Consider the following 13,694-nt stretch of genomic DNA (forward strand, 5'->3'; position numbering starts at 1 on the left):
GACCGGTGCGTATCGATCTCCACACCCACTCGACCGCCTCCGACGGCACGGACACGCCGACGGAACTGGTGCACGCCGCGGCGCGGGCCGGAGTCGACGTACTCGCGATCACCGACCACGACACCACCGCAGGCTGGAGCGACGCGGCGGCCGCCCTTCCCGCCGGAATGCAGTTGGTGCGGGGCATGGAGATGTCGTGCGAGGGGCGGGGCGAGGACGGGCGTCCGGTGGCCGTGCACCTGCTGGCCTACCTGTTCGATCCGAGCGCGCGCGAATTCGCCGTCGAGCGCGAGCGCCTGCGCGGGGAGCGGGTGGCGCGGCTGCGTGCGATGGCGACACGGATGGCCGACGACGGGCTTCCGATCGATCCCGACGCGCTGATGGCCGACGCCGGCCCCGCTGTCGGACGGCCGCACCTGGCGCAGGCGCTGGTCCGTGCCGGCGTGGTCGCCAGCGTCGGCGAGGCGTTCACCGATCTGCTGTCCACCCGGAGCCGCTACTACGTGCACAAGGTCGACACCCCGCTCGAGCACGCGGTCCAGATGGTCGCCGGTGCCGGCGGGGTGAGTGTGATCGCGCACGCCCGGGCCCGCACGCGCGGACGGCTGCTGTCGCTCGACCACATCCGTGTACTCGCCGAGCGCGGTCTGGGTGGACTCGAGGTCGACCACCCCGATCACGACGAGCACGACGTCGCGGTCCTGCGGTCGCTGGCGTCCGAACTGGATCTGATCACCACCGGGTCGTCGGACTACCACGGGTCGAACAAGACCATCGAGCTCGGCCGGCACACCACCGATCCCGGCGAGTTCGAGGCGCTGGTGGCGCGGGCGAGTGGAGTGCCGGTGCTCTCCGGCAGCGACGTCACGATCGGGGGATCCGGCCGGTGATGCGGGACGGATTCGACGGCGTCCGTCGTCGGGGTGACTCGTGGGCGGTGCGTGCCCTGCGGGGGCTGTCCGGTGTCGTGGCGGGCGGCGTCGTGGTCCTCACGCTCGTCGTGATCGGTACCGCGTACCTCGCGTCGGACCGCGGTTTCCCCGGGCCGGGCGGCGAGTCGATCACCGCGCACGCGCTGGCGAGTGTCGCCGTTGTCGGGCTCCAGGTGTTCGCGGATCGGCGCCGCGGGGGAGCCGCGGTGATGTCGGCGATCGCGGCGCTGGCGATCACCGGGCTGTTGCTGTGGAGCCAGTGGTGGTCCTGACCGCCCACTTTCGTCGCCATCCGGCGCGCGACACTGTGCGTCCTCACAGGTAGAACCACTTTTCGGTGAGGTTTCGACCGATCTGACGGATTTGATTCCTGCCTCCCGATGGTGCAGAATTACTGCACTCCACGTGGGTGCTACCGCCCTTCGTTGGAGTTCTCCAGGTGGCAGAACTTGAGCCAGGGCCCACCCCGCCCGGCGCCATCACGCTCCGGCAGTAGTGCAGCGATCGCGCGCCCCGGTAGCTGCAACCGATCAAATCCTGTGTTTCGAAGTGCTGTCTCGTTTTCATCTTGCCGAGACGGTTACTTCTCAGTAACCAGGACCCGAGTGAGTCTGGCCTCAAGAGGAGTGTCATCGTGTCCCCTGTGTCTGAAGCTTCCGTAACGCCAAAGGTCGAAATCACCGACGAGGAAATTTTCGCGGGCCACATCGGTGGCAAGCTCTCAGTTGAGACGACCGCGCCCCTCGATTCCCAGCGTGCGCTGTCGATCGCGTACACCCCCGGTGTTGCGCAGGTCAGCCGTGCGATCCACGCCGACGAGACGCTGGCCGATCGCTACACGTGGACCAGCCGGCTCGTCGTCGTCGTGAGCGACGGCACCGCGGTTCTGGGCCTCGGCGACATCGGCCCGCGCGCCTCGCTTCCCGTCATGGAGGGCAAGTCGGCGCTGTTCAAGAACTTCGCCGGCCTCAACTCGATCCCGCTGGTGCTCGACACCAAGGATCCCGACGAGATCGTCGAGACCCTGATCCGTCTGCGCCCGAGTTTCGGCGCAGTGAACCTCGAGGACATCTCGGCGCCGCGCTGCTTCGAGATCGAGCGCCGCGTCATCGAGGCGCTGGACTGCCCCGTGATGCACGACGATCAGCACGGCACGGCCATCGTGGCGCTCGCGGCGCTGCGCGGTGCCGCGAAGGTCCAGAACCGCGGGATCGAGGGTCTGCGCGTGGTGATCTCCGGTGCCGGTGCAGCCGGTGTCGCGTGCGCCAACATCCTGCTCGCTGCGGGTGTGCCCGACGTGACCGTCCTGGATTCGAAGGGCATCGTCTCGAGCGACCGCGGCGATCTCAACGAGATCAAGGCCGACCTCGCTGCTCGCACCAACCCGGCCGGACGCACCGGTGGGATCGTCGAGGCACTCGACGGCGCCGACGTGTTCCTGGGTGTCTCGGCGGGCACGGTGCCCGAGGAGATCATCGCGACGATGGCTCCCGAGTCGATCATCTTCGCGATGTCGAACCCGGATCCCGAGATCCACCCCGACATCGCGAGCAAGTACGCCGCGATCGTCGCGACGGGCCGCAGCGATTTCCCGAACCAGATCAACAACGTGCTCGCGTTCCCCGGTGTCTTCAAGGGCGCCCTGGACGCCGGTGCGCGCCGGATCACCGAGGGCATGAAGCTGGCAGCCGCGGAGGCGATCCTGTCGGTGCTCGGCGACGAGCTCGCGGTCGACAAGATCGTCCCGAGCCCGCTGGACCCGCGGGTTGCCCCGGCGGTCGCCGCGGCGGTCGCGCAGGCGGCCAAGGACGAGGGCGTCGCGTAGGACGTCCAGGGCGCATCGCGTCTATCGGATCAGCGAAACGCTCGGCCGGGGTTCCCCGGCCGAGCGTTTTCGTGTTCTGGCCCGGTCCCCGTCAACGTCGTTGCGCGAGTAGCGCCGCAGCGAACGCGTCGAGGTCGGCATTGAGGCGTCGCACTCGCTCGGCGCCGAGTTCCTCGACCAGCCGACCGTGGAAGTCCTCCAGGATGTCCCGGCCTGCGGCGGCGGCCGTTTCGCCCGCGTCGGTGAGGGAATGACCGATGATCCTCCCCTTGCCCGGGGTGCGGAGGATCAGGCCGTCGCGTTCCAGGATCGCGGCCATGCTCGTGAGGGACTGGGGCGTCTGCAGCGTCGTGTTCGCCAGCGCCGCGCCCGAAACACCTGGGTGGCGCTTGATCGCCGCGAGCACCGTGTACCTCGCGATCGTGAGATCGATCGTCGCCATCTCGTCGTCGACGACGCGTAGCGCGAGTTGGGAGACATACCGGAGTCGGTGATGAAGGTTGTCGAGTCCGGTCGGATCCGGTTGCGAGAGAAGGTCGGACAGATAGTCCGCCACGGTGGTCTCCTCGAGTTCGTCGTGCCGTTGCCGGCAGTCTATATCAGGTGCCTTATCAGGGACCTGATATAAATGGTTCGGCTCGCCTTCCGGTTCAGCCGACTCCAGAGAGAAGGGATGGACCGTTGCGGGCAGTGCGGCCGACCAACACGGACCGAGGCCGCCTCGACGCGGATCGCGACGACGACGCCGACGGGAAGCGCTCGAGAATGACCGTGCCCGTCATCGCCTTCTCGGCGCTGCTGGGCACGATGATGCAGGCCCTCGTCGTCCCGATGCTGCCGGAGCTCCCCGAAATGCTGAACGCATCGTCCGGTGCGACTTCGTGGATGGTGACCGCGATGCTCCTGTCGGGAGCGATCAGCAGTGTGCTGTTCGGCAGTCTCGGTGACCTCTACGGTCAGCGGCGGATGATGGTCATCGCCATGGCCTGCATGGTTGCCGGATCGGCGATCGGCGCATCGGCGACGACAGTCGGTCCGATGATCGTCGCCCGTGTCCTCCAGGGCGTCACGATGGCGATGATCCCCCTGGGCATCAGTGCGTTGCGTTCGTTCGTGCACGGCGACCGCGTGTTCAAGTCGGTCAGCCTGGTCAGCGCGATGGTGGGTGTGGGCGGTGCTCTCGGCTTCACGGTGAGCGCCGTGGCCGCCGAGTTCGTCGGGCTGCGCGGGTTGTTCGGTGCGTGTGTGGTTCTCGGCCTCATCGCTCTGGCCGGCATCGTCGCCGTCGTGCCGGAAACGACCGGGCGGCCGGGCACGCGAGTCGATGTCGTGGGCGCAGTGGGGCTGAGTATCGGCGTGATCGGCCTCCTGATCGCCCTCAGCAACGGAAACCTGTGGGGATGGGGTTCCGCGGCGACGATCGGCACACTCGCCGGTTCCGTGATCGTGCTCGCGTTGTGGGGGTGGTACGAGTTGCGGATCAGTGCGCCGTTGCTCGACCTGCGTACGACCGCGACCCGCCCGATCCTGTTCACGAACCTGGCCACGATCGCGGTCGGAATCGGTATGTACGTGATCCTGCTCGCGCAGCCTCAGTTGATGCAGCTACCGACCCAGACGGGATTCGGACTGGGGAAGTCCCTCGTCTTCACGGGTCTCTGTGTCGCCCCGAGCGGCCTGGTGTCGCTGACGATGCCGGGCATCGCGGCGCGGGTGTCGGAGCGGTTCGGCCCGAAGATCACGATGGTCATAGGCGCGAGCGGGTTCGCCGCCGGGTACGTGTTTCTCGTACCGTTCCACGGTCAGCTCTGGCAGTTGGTCGCGGCGAGCATGCTCATCATGGGTAGCGTCGCGTTCTGCTTCTCCGCGGCGCCCGCTCTGATTCTCCTGCACGTCGACCGGGCCCAGTCCGGCCAGGCGAACGGAATCAACACTCTCGGACGCTCCCTGGGAACGTCGATCTCGAGTGCCGTGACGACGGCCATCCTGTCGACGACGCTCATCACCACCGGCTTCGGTGCAGGAGAACTCCCGAGCGAACGCGGTTTCACGACGGCGTTCGTCATCGCAGTCATCGCCGGCGTATCGGCGGTCGCGTTCGCCGCAGCGATCCCCCGCGAGGGTCCGGCTGCGGACCGACTGTGACGGGAGCTTCGGAGTCGGTGGGGACGGTCGGTGCGGTGCTCGGTGCGATGTAGGGGCGGCGCAGGCGCCCGGTGCCGGGCACCGACGCCCACACCGCCGCGGCCAGCACGCCGTCGACGATCAGAGCCAGCACCGCCACCAGGATCGCGCCGACCAGGACGCGGTCGTAGCTGCGCAACGCCAGTCCGTCGAAGATGTAGCGGCCGAGGCCACCCAGATTGACGTACGCGGCGACGGTCGCGGTGGCGATCACCTGCAGGGTCGCGCTGCGCAGCCCGCCGAGGATCAACGGCAGCGCGTTGGGGATCTCGACCCGCACCAGCACCTGCAGCGGCGTCATCCCCATCGCCTCCGCGGCGTCCACCACGGTCCGGTCCACGTTCGCGACGCCCGCGTACGTGCCGGCCAGCAGCGGCGGGATACCGAGCAGGACCAGCGCGAGGATCGGCGGCACCAACCCCAGCCCCAGTAGCAGTACCAGCAGTGTGAGCACGCCCAGGGTGGGCAGGGACCGCAGCGCGTTCACCACGCCCACGACGACGATCTCGCCGCGGCGGAAGTGACCGATCGCCAGACCTGCCGGCACCGCGATCACCGCCGCGAACACGACCGCCAGCAGGCTGTACCAGAGATGCTGCAGGATCCGGGCGCCGATCCCGGTCGGACCCTGCCAGTTGGCGGGGTCGACGATGAAGTCCCATGCGCTCGTGAACATGTCAGGCCGGCCCCTCGGACAACTCGAGGGTGTCGCGCCGGGAACGATCGGGGCGCGGGCCGTGCTCCCACGGCGTGAGCAGCCGACCCAGGACGTACAGCGCGGCGTCGAAGATCAGCGCCAGCGCGACGATCGCGATGATGCCGGCCACGATCTGGTCCGGGTAGTCCCGCTGGTAGCCCTTCGTGAACAGCTCACCCAGGCCGCCCACTCCGATCAGCGAGCCCACCGACACGAGCGAGATGTTGGTGACGGCCACGACCCGGACGTTCGCGATCAGGACGGGCAGGGCCAGGGGGAGTTCGACGGTGAGCGCGCGGCGCAGCGGCGTGAACCCGATCGCGGTCGCGGCGTCCACGACATCGTCCGGCACCGCGTCCAACGCCTCCGGAACCACACGGATCAGCAGCGCGGTGGAGTACACGCTCAGCGCGATCACGACGTTGTTCGGGTCGAGGACGCTCAGCCCGAACACACTCGGAATGGTCACGAACAGCGCCAGCGACGGGATCGTGAACGCGATACTCGCGGCGACGAGGGTGGTGCGGCGCAGCCAGCGGACACCCCGGATCGCGGTGCCGACCGGCACCGCGATCACCAGACCGATCAGGAGCGGAAGCAGCGCCAGATAGAGGTGTGTGCGGGTCAGTTCCAGCACGTGCGAGAAGTTGTCGATCAGCCAGCGCACACGATCACCGGCCGTTCCGCAGTCGGTCCTCTTCGCGCCGCTGCTCGGCCAGCCGGGCGATCACGTCGGCCGCGTCGATGCCCCCGGCGACCACACCGCGCTCGTCCACCGCGACACCGATCCCGGAGGGCGAGGAGATGGCGGCGTCGAGGGCCCGGCGCAGGTCCGTGCCGACCGTGAACAGCGAACCGCCGGCCGCGGTCGCGTCCGCGACGGTGCGTCCGGTGCGGACGGCGTCGACCCCGGCCGCGTCGATCCAACCCTGGGGGCGGTCGTCGGCGGTGACGATCAACGCCCATTCGTCGGGGCCGAGCGTGGTTGTCGCGGCTTCGGATTCGCGCACGCGGCGGATCTCGCGCAGCTCCACCGTGTCGGCGCTGCGGAAGGACAATCCGCGGTACCCCCGATCGTGCCCCACGAAGTCGGCAACGAAATCGGTTGCGGGCGCCGAGAGTACGCTGCGCGGCGTGTCGAACTGCTGCAGGCGGCCGTGCGGGCCGAACACCGCGAGCCGGTCGCCGAGCCGGACGGCCTCGTCGATGTCGTGGGTGACGAACACGATGGTCTTGCGCAGCTCGGACTGCAGCCGCAGCATCTCCGACTGCAGATCGGCCCGTACCACCGGATCCACCGCGCTGAACGGCTCGTCCATCAACAGGATCGGGGGATCGGCCGCCAATGCCCGGGCCACGCCCACCCGCTGCTGCTGACCGCCGGACAGCTGGCCCGGATACCGTCCGGCCAGCGCCGGGTCCAAGCCCACGCGTTCGAGCACCTCGAGCGCGACCCGCCGCGCTGCGCGGCGCGAGTCGCCGCGCAGCACCGGAACGGTCGCGACGTTGTCGACGACGGTGCGGTGCGGCAGCAGGCCGGCGCTCTGGATGACGTACCCGATGCCGAGTCGCAGTCGGACGGCGTCCGTCGCGGCCACGTCCTGACCGTCGACGGTGACGGTTCCCGCGGTGGGCAGCACCATCCGGTTGATCATCCGCATCGACGTCGTCTTGCCGCACCCGGACGGGCCGACGAACACCGTGAACGAGCCTTCGTCGATCTTCAGGTCGAGGTCGTCGACGGCCACCGTGCCGTCGGGAAAACGTTTGGTGACACCGGAGAACGAGATCACGAGACGGGAGCGTCCAATCCCTGCCGTGCGACCCACTGCTTCGCCGCGGCCTCCGGTTCGGTCTTGCTGTCGCCCGATACGGCGTCGTTGAGGCCCACCAACTCCTCGGTGGTGAGCTTCGCCGACACAGCGTCCAGGACGCGCGCCAACTGCTCGGTCTTCGCGGATGCACGCAGCAGCGGCACCACGTTCTGCGCCGGGAAGTTGCTCTTCGGATCGGCCAGCACCACCAGATCGTTCGCCTCGATCGCGGGTGAGGTCGTGAAGATGTTCGCGGCGGTCACCTGTCCCGACGTCAGCGCCTTCACCGTCGCGGGGCCACCGCCGTCGGCGATCGGAACGAAGTTGGACGGCGAGATCTCGAGTCCGTAGTTCTCGCGCAGGCCCGGAAGACCCACCGCGCGCTCCTGGAACTCGGCCGGCGCCGCGAACTTCACCTCCGCCGAATGCGCGGCGAGGTCGGCGATCGACGTCAGGTTCCATTTCTCGGCCGTCTCGCGCGTCACCACGACGGCGTCCTTGTCCTCGGCCGGTGCGGGTGTGGTGATCGCGAGATCCGGCGCGAGCGCAGCGGGCAGGGCGGCGTCGATTTCCTCGGCGGTCGTGGCCGTCGAGGACGGGTCGATGTAGTCGAGGAGATTCCCGGTGTAGTCGGGAATGAGCGTGAGCGAACCGTCGCGCAGGGCCGGGACGTAGATCTCCCGGGAACCGATGTTCATCTTGGTCTGCACGTCGAAACCGTTGGCCCGCAGCGCCTCGGCGTAGACGAAGCCGACCGTCTCCGACTCGGGGAAGTTGGCGGAGCCGACGACGATCGAGTTGGGGTCACCACCGCTCGATCCATTGCTTTCGAGCGGGTCGCTGCTGCCGCACGCCGTGAGGAGTGCCAGTGACGCCGCGACTGCGACGCCCGCGAGCCTGTGGATCCGAGAACTCTTCATGTCGTCCTTCCATCGGATCCGGCGTGGCGGCCGCCCAGGGGAGCGGAGCCGTGCGGTGACAAGCCGGATCTCTCGACCGCTCGTGATGGTGCGCGAAGTCAGTGTAACGATAGGTACGACAAGTGCGCGGTACCGACAGGTGCCGGTTCGCACCGCAGCAGAGCGGAGAGGGACACGGTGTCACCGAACGGAAATGGGCGCGTGGGCAGGTTCGCGGCGCGGTTGACGATCGCTGCGCTGCTCGCGGTCGTGACGGCCTGCGGTGTGGACACCGGCAGCAGCGTCGGGGGACCCGAGACACCCGAACCGGTCGTCGTCGGCGCCTCGGACACGGTCGAGAGCGAACTCGTCGCCCGGTTGTACGCGGGCGCGCTCGAAGCTGCCGGGCGCAGCACCGAAGTCGTGCTGGGGCTGGGAGACCGCGCCGACCGCGTCGCCGCCCTCGATGCGAACCGGGTGGCACTGGTGCCGGAGCACACCGGGCGCCTCCTGCACTGGTTCGATCCGGACGCCGATGTCACCGACGCCGAGGACGTATTCGAGGCGCTCAACAAGTCTCTGCCCGAAGGCCTTACGGTGTCCGACTACTCGCCGGCCGACGACCGGTCCGCGCTGGCGCTGTCCGCGGCACAGGCCGACGACCTCGGTGCCCGGTCGATCGACGACATCGCTTCCGCGTGCGCAGGCATGACGCTGTACGCATCCGACACGTTCCGCGAGGATGCGCAGGCGCTCTCGGGTCTCCGATCGGCCTACGGGTGCACGTTCGGGACCGTCGTCCCGGTCCGTTCGACCTCCGACGCGGCCCGTGAACTGATCGTCGGCGCGTCACCCGTCGGCGGCACCACGGCCGCCGCACCCGACGTCGCGCGGGACGAGCTCGTCGTTCTCGCCGACACGAAGGACGCGTTCACCGCGCAGAACGTGGTGCCGCTCTTCCGCAGCGGGGTGCTGCGGGCCGACGACGTCAAGGGGCTCAGCGTGGTCCTGCAACTCACCACCGCGGACCTCACGGACATGGCCGGGCGGGTCCGCGGCGGCGAGATCACCTCGGCCGACGCCGCGGGGGAGTGGCTCGCCGAGCACATCTGACGGCCCCGCGGGGTCGGCCGTCGTCAGCCTCCCACCCGTGCCCGCGCTGCCGCGGCGGCGTCGTGCCGGCCGAGAGCTTCGTGGGCGTCGCCCTCCATCAGCGCGACCCGGACCGCGAGCCGCGGCGCCTCGGTCACCCGCGGCGCGGCGTCGGCGAGCACCGCGAGGGCCTCCTCGTGGCGGTCGGTCGACAGCAACGCCTGCGCGACGACGATCAGTGCGCTGCCGGAGCCGACGACGTCCTCGGCTGCGGCGTAGGCATCGGAGGCCGCGAGCCCCGTCCGTACCGCCTCGTCGAACCGGCCCAGCTGGGACAGTGCCCGAGCCGTCGAGTCCTCGATGTCCGCACGGGTCCAGGGGTCGGCGTGTTCGGCCGCGGCCCGTAGGTCCTCGAGCCCGTCCTCGTCGGCGAACTGGCACCGAGCCCGCCCACGTGCGTGCAGGAGGTCGGCGAGTGCGTCCGGCTGATCGGTGAGTTTCCGGGCGTCCTCGACCGCGTCGTCGAGGGCTTCGACGGCGTCCTCGTCGTCGAACTGCATCATCAGAAGCCCGAGTTCCTTGCCGACCCGTGCCGCCACCGCATAGTCCTCGCCCGCCCGGGCCAGCTCCCGGCCTTCGACCCACACCGCGACCGCTGCCCCCGGCTCGCCGGCGTCGCGCCTCGCGTAGCCGAGCCACAGGAGGGTCAGGGCACGGGATGCGGGCTCGGTGTCCCGGGCTTCCTCGATCTCCGCCACCGTCGTGAGTTCGTCGACGGCCTCGTCGGGGTGTCCGGACCGTACGAGCGTCACGCCGAGCCGGTAGCGGTGGCCGACGGACTCGGTGCCGGCCAGATCCGCCTCGCGCGTGGCCAGGCGCAGTCGGCCGGCCGCCTCGTCCAGCCGGCCCAGGTCGTCGCAGATCTGGGCGCTCAGGGCAGCCAGCGGGGCGGTCACGGACCGGGCAGCGTGGGTAACGGACAGGTCGAGCGCGGCGTCGACCGCGGTCAGCGCCTCCTCGAACCGGCCGCCCCCAGCCAGTAGTTGGGCCAGCAACCGCAACAGCACCGCGCGGCGTCCGGGCGCGGTTGTCGGGGTCAGTTCGGACTCGAGCCAGGCGAGCGCCGCCTCCCCGCCCTCGGCACCCAGGATCGTGTCGACCTGCTCGTCCAGCGGGCCCGAGCCTGTCACCTCGTCGACGAAGGCCGTCGTCGCGGCCGGGTCCGCCGAGGCGGGAGGAGCTGGCACAACGTGCGTCGTGCCGATCGGCAGGTCCCAGTGCTGCCCAGCCAGAGTCCTTGCGGCGGCGACCTTCTCGCTGCGCCGCTCGGTGCCGTTGCGCTCGTCGAATCGGGTCGCGAGTTCCTCGGCGGCACGCCAGGATGACTGTGCCAGTTCGGCGACGGTCCAGGCGCCGGTGTGCGCGCCGAAGAACCGGCGGAGGGGCTCCGCGCCGGCCCCGCGGACGTGCTCGTGTCCGAGCCCGGCACGGTCGGCCGCCGTGCACGTCACCGCGAAGGCGGTGAGGGCGTCGAGGTGCGCGATCGCGTTGAGGTTGTCGTGCGCCAGCCAGCCGATGTGCCGTTCGAGCATCTCCAGGGCGCGCTGAGCGTTTCCGGTGACCGAGAGGAAGATCAGGTGCTGCCCGACCATGTCGATGTTGTCGACGTTGCGGCGTGCGAGTCGGTAGCCCCGCATGTGCATCTGCTCGGCATCGTCGAGACGGCCGACCTGGAGCAGCGGCACCAGCGTGTGGGCCATCGCCCGCTCCGGTTCGTCGGCGCACCCCATGTCCTGGTCCAGCATCTCCTGGACGACGGCCAGTCCGGCCTCGAGGTCCCCGGTGGCGAGTCGGAACTGGGCCTCCTCGGAACGAACGCACGCCTCGCAGTGGCTGTAGTCGTCGCGCGGGGTCCGTCCCAGCTCCTCGAGGTAGCGGGCGGCCTCCTCGATCCGGCCTGCCTCGAATGCCTGCCAGAACCGGGTCTGCACCACCCCGGACAGGCCGACGCCGGCCTGCCGGTACGCGATCTCCATCTGCTCGATCGACTCGGCGATCGTCGCCCGCGGGAACATCGGGTTCGAGGCGAGCGCGTCGGCGATCCACTTGTGGAACCACAGCAGGTCGTGGTCGTCGACCTCGGTGGGGAAGGTGGCCGGGTCGGCGGCGTTTCGCCCGACACACCACGCGAATGCGGTGAGCAAGGCGTCGGTGTCGCCCGTCATGGAGGCGGACTGGATCAGGCGCATCCGCACGGCGTAGGCGGCGGCCTCGTCGCCGGTCTCCTCGGCGAGCGTGATCGCCCGCTCGATGAGTTCGCGTTCCGCCGGTCCGTAGGCCGTCGAGTCGATCTCGCTGATCAGTGCGTCGAGGGTGGTCTCAGTCGGCATGGTCGTCCTTGTCGATGGTGGAGGGGGAGTGCGGTCCGGCATCGGTGACGACGCCCGCGTCGAGACCGACGGACAGGTGCACGATGTCGGTCATGGCGTCGGTCAGGGCCGAGCGATCGGTCGCCCGCAGCGGCCGGTGCCCGGCAAGCAGTGCCTGGACGTAGAGGATCCGCACCGCCCGCGACAGCACCGCATCGTCGTCGACTGCGGCGAGGGTACGCACCAACCGATTTCGCCAGTTCAGGGCCAGCCGACCGGAGGCGTCGGCACCGGAGGCCGCCGCTGCGTCCTCCACCCGGCCGAGGACATCGGCCCAGAACCCACCGGCCGACTCGCCGGCTTGCTCGCGCCGCAGGTTCCGGAGCACCGCCTCGTCCGCGACGTACAGGGCGGGGACGGTTTCCGGCTGGAACGCCCGTACCGCGGTCGCGCAGTCGAGGTCCGCCAGCGCGGCGTCGGCACGCTCCTGCAGGCGGCGGGACGCGGCCCGCTCGGACAGCGGCGGCACATCGAGGTGGTCGATTTCGTCTGCCACGGTGACGATCTCGACTGCGGCACCGGGCACGAACTCCGGCAGCCGGGCCGCGATCTCCGCGTCGTAGACGTAGCCGCCGTTGACGATCGGAGCGCCGGGGCGGGCGATCCCGGCCAGCTGCCGGAACTCGTCGACGGTCCGGGTGTACCGCACCGTGCCGCGGCGGGCGGCCTCGCCGAAGGTCGTCTGCCCCTCGGTGGTCTCGATCGGCAGGTGGGGGACGATGAATCGGGCCAGTTCGTCGTCGTGGAGGACGAGCGCCCGCAACGCCAGATGGTGCACGGACAGGAACGCCGCCAGCCGGTGCGGCGATTCCGCCGCCAGACCGATGACCCAGCGGCGAACCGCGGCACCCAGCTCGGCACGAGTCTCCTCGAGCGCGGTGTCCTCGATCAGGGACTCGCGGGAGGCCGTCGGGTGCAGCCCGGTGGTGTCCACGACGGACCGCACGAAGAACGCCCAGTCCGGCAGGAGGTCGTCCATGCGCTCGGACAGCAGCATGCCGCCCAGGTAGACGCGGCTCGACTGCCGTTGGCCGGGGGAGAGCTGGAACGGCAGCACGAACGCGGTGCCCCGGGTGCCGGTGGACGGGACATGCAGCGGAATCGTGGCGAAGGGCTCGGCACCGACGATCTCCCGGCCCAGCTCGCGCAGCTCGGGCGACGGGACTGTCGTGCGCTCGAGGAACGACGCCGGTCGAGTCACCGTCTCACCGGCCACGGTCACCCGCACCGGCAGGTGCCGGCCGAACCGGTCTGCCAGCTCGTGCGCCCCCGCGCGCGATACGAGTCCGGCCGAGTCCGGGCGGGGGAACAGTTCGACCCGGGTTCCGACCGGCAGATCGTCGGCGAGCTCGGTCACCGTGAACGTGCCGTCGGTGCGGCCGACCCATTCGACGGCGGGCGCACCGGTGGCCGACCGGGACCGGACCCGGATCTCGTCGCTCACCATGAAGCAGCTGAGCAGGCCGATCCCGAACTGGCCGAGGCGGTCGGTGCGGGGCAGATCGAGGATGTCGCGCTTGGAACTGCGGCCCACCGTCGCGAGCAGCTCGCCCACCTCGGCCGCGGTCAGCCCGACGCCGTCGTCCTCGACCGCGAACACGGCCCCCGCCTCGTCTGCGGGCAGCACCCGGATGGTGCCGATGTGGCCGGGTTCGTGGTCGCGACGGGCCGCGATCGCATCGCACCCGTTCTGCAGGAGCTCACGGATGAAGACCTGCGGCCCGGTGTAGATGCTCGCGCTGAGAAGCTCGATGATCCCACCGAGGTGTACCTGGAATGGACGGCTGCCGCCGTCGGCTCTCGTTGTCATCGAGGGAAGAGC

Annotated in this window: 12 protein-coding genes; 5 read left to right on the forward strand and 7 right to left on the reverse strand. The window is 69.9% G+C overall.

Features of this window, described 5'->3' with window-relative positions; genetic code table 11:
• The first annotated feature begins 5 nt into the window (after window positions 1-5).
• The 3 genes from HUN07_RS08785 (at window position 6) to HUN07_RS08795 (ending at window position 2,757) form a co-directional block, all read left to right on the forward strand.
• Complete coding sequence (locus HUN07_RS08785) at window positions 6-890, forward strand: PHP domain-containing protein (protein WP_114718461.1); 885 nt, start codon at window positions 6-8, stop codon at window positions 888-890.
• Entirely contained in the window at window positions 890-1,204 is a 315-nt protein-coding gene (locus HUN07_RS08790) for a hypothetical protein (protein WP_174914559.1), read from the forward strand. The genes HUN07_RS08785 and HUN07_RS08790 overlap by 1 nt, the downstream gene beginning before the upstream one ends.
• A 362-nt stretch (window positions 1,205-1,566) precedes the next feature.
• Window positions 1,567-2,757, forward strand: a complete 1,191-nt coding sequence (locus HUN07_RS08795) for an NAD(P)-dependent malic enzyme (RefSeq protein ID WP_114718463.1) — start codon at window positions 1,567-1,569, stop codon at window positions 2,755-2,757.
• 91 nt (window positions 2,758-2,848) lie between these two features.
• Here HUN07_RS08795 and HUN07_RS08800 read toward each other — a convergent pair whose 3' ends face one another.
• The gene (locus tag HUN07_RS08800) at window positions 2,849-3,313 is read right to left on the reverse strand and encodes a MarR family winged helix-turn-helix transcriptional regulator (RefSeq protein ID WP_114718464.1); all 465 of its coding nucleotides are present in this window, start codon (window positions 3,311-3,313) and stop codon (window positions 2,849-2,851) included.
• Window positions 3,314-3,447: 134 nt separating this feature from the next.
• On the opposite strand from HUN07_RS08800, the gene HUN07_RS08805 reads away from it, so the two are divergent.
• Entirely contained in the window at window positions 3,448-4,902 is a 1,455-nt protein-coding gene (locus HUN07_RS08805) for an MFS transporter (RefSeq protein ID WP_114718465.1), read from the forward strand.
• Here HUN07_RS08805 and HUN07_RS08810 read toward each other — a convergent pair.
• From HUN07_RS08810 to HUN07_RS08825, 4 genes are read right to left on the reverse strand one after another with little or no spacing between them, the layout of a single operon-like run.
• Window positions 4,829-5,617, reverse strand: a complete 789-nt coding sequence (locus HUN07_RS08810; protein ID WP_254622859.1) for an ABC transporter permease — start codon at window positions 5,615-5,617, stop codon at window positions 4,829-4,831. The genes HUN07_RS08805 and HUN07_RS08810 overlap by 74 nt on opposite strands.
• Window position 5,618: 1 nt before the next feature.
• Entirely contained in the window at window positions 5,619-6,305 is a 687-nt protein-coding gene (locus HUN07_RS08815; RefSeq protein WP_114718466.1) for an ABC transporter permease, read from the reverse strand.
• Between the two features lie 4 nt (window positions 6,306-6,309).
• The gene (locus HUN07_RS08820; protein WP_114718467.1) at window positions 6,310-7,431 is read right to left on the reverse strand and encodes an ABC transporter ATP-binding protein; all 1,122 of its coding nucleotides are present in this window, start codon (window positions 7,429-7,431) and stop codon (window positions 6,310-6,312) included.
• The gene (locus HUN07_RS08825) at window positions 7,428-8,372 is read right to left on the reverse strand and encodes an ABC transporter substrate-binding protein (protein WP_174909148.1); all 945 of its coding nucleotides are present in this window, start codon (window positions 8,370-8,372) and stop codon (window positions 7,428-7,430) included. The genes HUN07_RS08820 and HUN07_RS08825 overlap by 4 nt, the downstream gene beginning before the upstream one ends.
• Before the next feature lie 201 nt (window positions 8,373-8,573).
• Here HUN07_RS08825 and HUN07_RS08830 point away from each other — a divergent pair, with 201 nt between their 5' ends.
• Window positions 8,574-9,464, forward strand: coding sequence for an ABC transporter substrate-binding protein (locus tag HUN07_RS08830; RefSeq protein ID WP_254622860.1), 891 nt, complete (start codon window positions 8,574-8,576; stop codon window positions 9,462-9,464).
• Between the two features lie 23 nt (window positions 9,465-9,487).
• Here HUN07_RS08830 and HUN07_RS08835 read toward each other — a convergent pair whose 3' ends face one another.
• Together HUN07_RS08835 and HUN07_RS08840 are read right to left on the reverse strand one after the other, a co-directional pair.
• A complete protein-coding gene (locus HUN07_RS08835; protein ID WP_174909152.1) occupies window positions 9,488-11,833 on the reverse strand; it encodes a hypothetical protein in 2,346 nt (781 codons plus the stop codon).
• Window positions 11,823-13,682: an HSP90 family protein gene (locus tag HUN07_RS08840; RefSeq protein WP_174909154.1), complete on the reverse strand. Its 1,860-nt coding sequence runs from the start codon at window positions 13,680-13,682 to the stop codon at window positions 11,823-11,825. Before HUN07_RS08840 ends, HUN07_RS08835 begins: the two co-directional genes overlap by 11 nt.
• Between the last annotated feature and the right edge of the window lie 12 nt (window positions 13,683-13,694).

The organism is Rhodococcus sp. W8901, assembly GCF_013348805.1.
Classification (GTDB): Bacteria; Actinomycetota; Actinomycetes; order Mycobacteriales; family Mycobacteriaceae; genus Prescottella.